Raw genomic sequence first — 3,585 nt, 5'->3', positions numbered from 1 at the left:
TCCAGCAGGTGCAAAATTTCCAGCAGTCGCCCGTGGTATCGTGGCTTGTGGCTGGTTCGGTATTCAGACATGGGTTGGTGGTTCCGCGATCTACGTGATCCTGAACACGCTCATGAGTGGAGCACTGGCCGGTGACCCGCTCCCAATTCTGGGCATCAATGCAGGCCAGTTTGCCTGCTTCATGGCGTTTTGGGCACTGCACCTGTACTTCATCAAAAACGGTACAGAATCCATCCGTTGGCTGGAAACTTATGCAGCACCATTCCTGCTCGCAATGGGTCTGGCACTGCTGGCATGGGCTTATGTCAATGCAGGTGGGTTTGGCGCAATGCTTTCCACTCCAAGCCAGTTTGCTGAAGGTCAGCCTAAAGAAGGCCAGTTCTGGTCCGTCTTCTGGCCAAGCCTCACAGGCATGGTTGGCTTCTGGGCAACCCTTGCACTGAACATTCCTGACTTTACGCGCTATGCAAAGAGTCAGAAAGACCAGTTCATGGGGCAGGCTGTTGGCCTTCCAATCCCAATGGCGCTGTTTGCGTTCATCGCCTCTGCGGTGACCTCCGCAACTGTGGTGATCTTCGGCGAACCAATCTGGGATCCAATTGTATTGGCTGAGAAAATGGGCGGCATGAGCATTATCATCGCTCTGTTCGCACTCATCGTTGCAACGCTCACCACCAACCTGGCGGCAAACGTTGTGGCTCCGGCGCACGGGTTCTCCAACCTGGCACCGAAATCCATCAACCTGCGCACCGGCGGTTACATCACAGCGGCTATTGGCCTTGTGATGTTCCCATGGATCCTCGTGAACCACATCATCGGTTGGTTGATTGCATACTCAGCGCTGCTGGGGCCGATTGCGGGAATTATGCTGGCAGACTACTACCTGCTGCGCAAAACCAAGCTCAATGTGGAAGATCTGTTCAAGCACAACGGCATCTATTCCGGCTCAAACGGCTGGAACTGGGCGGGCGTGCTCGCGCTGATTATCGGTATCCTGCCAAACCTTCCAGGCTTCCTGGCAGGCGTAGGCCTTTCCGGTCCAGCCTCACCCCTGTTCGCAACCATCTACACCTATGCATGGTTCGTTGGTCTGTTCGTGGCAGGTATCGCCTACCTTATTCTGGCGAAAATCCTGAACAAGTAACAGGCAGACACACACTAAATAACGAGAAGAAGGGGCGGCGTATCATGCGCCGCTTCTTCCTGTTTCAAAGGAAGAGAAAATGCCAAAAGCCTATTGGGTCGCTCACGTCACAGTCACAGATCCTGAGCCCTACAAGCTCTACGCAGACGGAGCTTCTGCCGCCTTCAAAAAGTACAGTGCCAACGTTCTGGCCCGCGGTGGCAAGTTTGAGGATCTGGAAGGCACAAACCATCCCCGCAACGTGGTGATCGAGTTTGCCGACATGGAAACTGCGATGGCGTGCTACAACAGCGAAGAGTATCAGGCTGCCAAGAAACACCGCGAAAACGCTGGCATTGCCAACATCATCATCGTGGAAGGCGCCTAACGCGCATCTGCATCGGATGAAACGAAAAAAGCCGCAGCGATCAAACTGCGGCTCTTTTTATGTCTTCTGGTGAAAAACTTATTTCTCTCGCAATTCCCGGCGCAAGATCTTGCCCACGGTCGATTTTGGAAGCTCTTCCAAAAACTCCACGTATTTCGGCACCTTATAAGCCGCTATCGCGTTGTGGCAGTAATCCTGCACGGCTTCTGGCGTAACGTCCTCGTTGTTGCGCACAACAAACGCTTTCACCGCCTCGCCAGTTCGCTCGTCAGATGTACCTGCAACAGCCACTTCAACCACACCCTTGATCTCAGCTATCACAGCCTCAACCTCTGCGGGGTATACGTTGAAGCCAGACACAAGCACCATGTCTTTCTTGCGGTCGACAATCTTGAAGTTGTTGCGCTTGTCCATGATCGCAATGTCACCGGTGTGGAAGAACCCGTCCGGCGTCATCACCGCAGCGGTTGCCTCCGGTTTGCGCCAGTATCCCTGCATGATTTGCGGCCCGCGTGCACAAAGCTCACCTGGCTGGCCAAGCGGAACTTCATTGTCCTCCGCATCCAGCAGCTTGATCTCAGTCTTTGGCATGGACTGGCCAACGGTCTCGGTAAACTCGGTGCTGTCAAACGGGTTCACCGAAAGGATCGGCGAGGTCTCACTCAGACCATATCCTTCAATAATGTGGTGACCGGTAACCTGTTTCCACTTATCCGAAATTGCCCGTTGAATGGCTGATCCGCCGCCCATGGCAAATTTGTAGTTGCTGAAGTCCAGCTCATCAAAGCCCGGGGTATGCAGCAGGCCATTGAAAAGCGTGTTCACCCCGGTGATCACGCTGAACTTCCACTTCTTAAGTTCTTTGACAAACCCCGGCATATCGCGTGGATTGGTGATCAGCACATTGCGGGATCCTAACCAGTAAAATGACACGCAGTTCACCATCAACGCGAAGATATGATAGAGCGGCAGCGCCGTAATCACGATCTCCTCACCAGCCCGCATAAATCCGTCTGTCGCCGCATCAAACTGTGCAATATTGGCCACCAGATTGCCATGACTCAGCGCGGCGCCTTTGGAAAGGCCAGTGGTACCGCCCGTATACTGCAGGTAAATCAGGTCACTCGGATTAATCTGCGGCGGCGTAAAGTCCAGTTGCTCACCTTTTTCAAGAACATCTGAGACTGTCAGGCGGTCTGCAAACATCTCGTGTGGAGGCGGTGAGGGCATGTCCACACCAGATGCATCACCTACATTGGCAATCACCACATTTTTGATTGGTGTATCGGCAACAACCTCTGCAAGCGTCGGGCTGGAGCCCGAGAAAATAAAGATCGTATCAGTGTCCGCATCGTTGAGCTGGTGTTTCAGCTCGCGCGGTGTGTACATAGGGTTGACGTTCACCTGCACCAGTCCGGCGCGCAATATGCCGAACATGAGAACCGGAAACGCCAGAATATTTGGCAGCATAATGGCGACGCGGTCGCCTTTCTTCAGGCCCAGCTCATTCTGCAAATAGGCAGCAACTGCGCGAGACCTCTCATCAACGTCTTTAAATGTAAGTGACTGGCCAAAATTGGTGAAGGCGACATTGTTTGCAAATCGGCCATTGGCCTCTTCAAATATCTCGATCACAGACCTGTAACCGTTCACATCAATTGGCTTGGTGAATACAGTAGGTGTCCAGGTTGGAGCACTAAGTGTATCAGTCATAATTCCTCCCAAAATTAAAACCTATACGCGTATATTAGAATATTCTTTCAGCTTACGCTTTAGGAATATCGTTCATCATTCAATATCTTATGGATTTTTTCTTTTTCCTCTTCAAAATCCCTAGGAGGAGCAAGGCCAAGTGAGCCCATAGCTGCCATGAAAAGCATATCAACCATTGCCTGCGATCCAAAACGGGCAGGGCCGGCATTGCGAATGGCTTGATTGGCGGTGAACCCGGTAATGAGCTGAACCGTCTGCCGCACCTGCATCTCCCAGTCCTCAAATGGAATCTGGTCCTTATAAGGGGTGCTGAGTTCAAGAATACGCTCTGCTGTCATGATGGTCAGCTGCTGGAAGCGCT

At 52.5% G+C, this 3,585-nt stretch carries 3 protein-coding genes and 1 pseudogene; 2 read left to right on the top strand and 2 right to left on the bottom strand.

The features are described from left to right. Positions 1-1,144, top strand: a 1,144-nt coding sequence (locus tag PPL9_RS25420; RefSeq protein WP_082597109.1) for a cytosine permease, incomplete at its 5' end; no start/stop codon positions are given. Between the two features lie 79 nt (positions 1,145-1,223). After that, entirely contained in the window at positions 1,224-1,511 is a 288-nt protein-coding gene (locus PPL9_RS25415; protein ID WP_057465313.1) for a DUF1330 domain-containing protein, read from the top strand. A 78-nt stretch (positions 1,512-1,589) separates the two neighbouring features. Here the strand turns inward: PPL9_RS25415 and PPL9_RS25410 are convergent, their stop codons facing one another. Next, positions 1,590-3,224: an AMP-binding protein gene (locus PPL9_RS25410; RefSeq protein WP_057465312.1), complete on the bottom strand. Its 1,635-nt coding sequence runs from the start codon at positions 3,222-3,224 to the stop codon at positions 1,590-1,592. Between the two features lie 59 nt (positions 3,225-3,283). Next, positions 3,284-3,585: pseudogene (locus PPL9_RS25405) on the bottom strand (TetR/AcrR family transcriptional regulator); the annotation flags it as partial.

The sequence above is a fragment of the Pseudovibrio sp. POLY-S9 genome, assembly GCF_001431305.1.
GTDB lineage: Bacteria > Pseudomonadota > Alphaproteobacteria > Rhizobiales > Stappiaceae > Pseudovibrio.
This window is presented reverse-complemented; position numbering and strand designations above follow the sequence as displayed.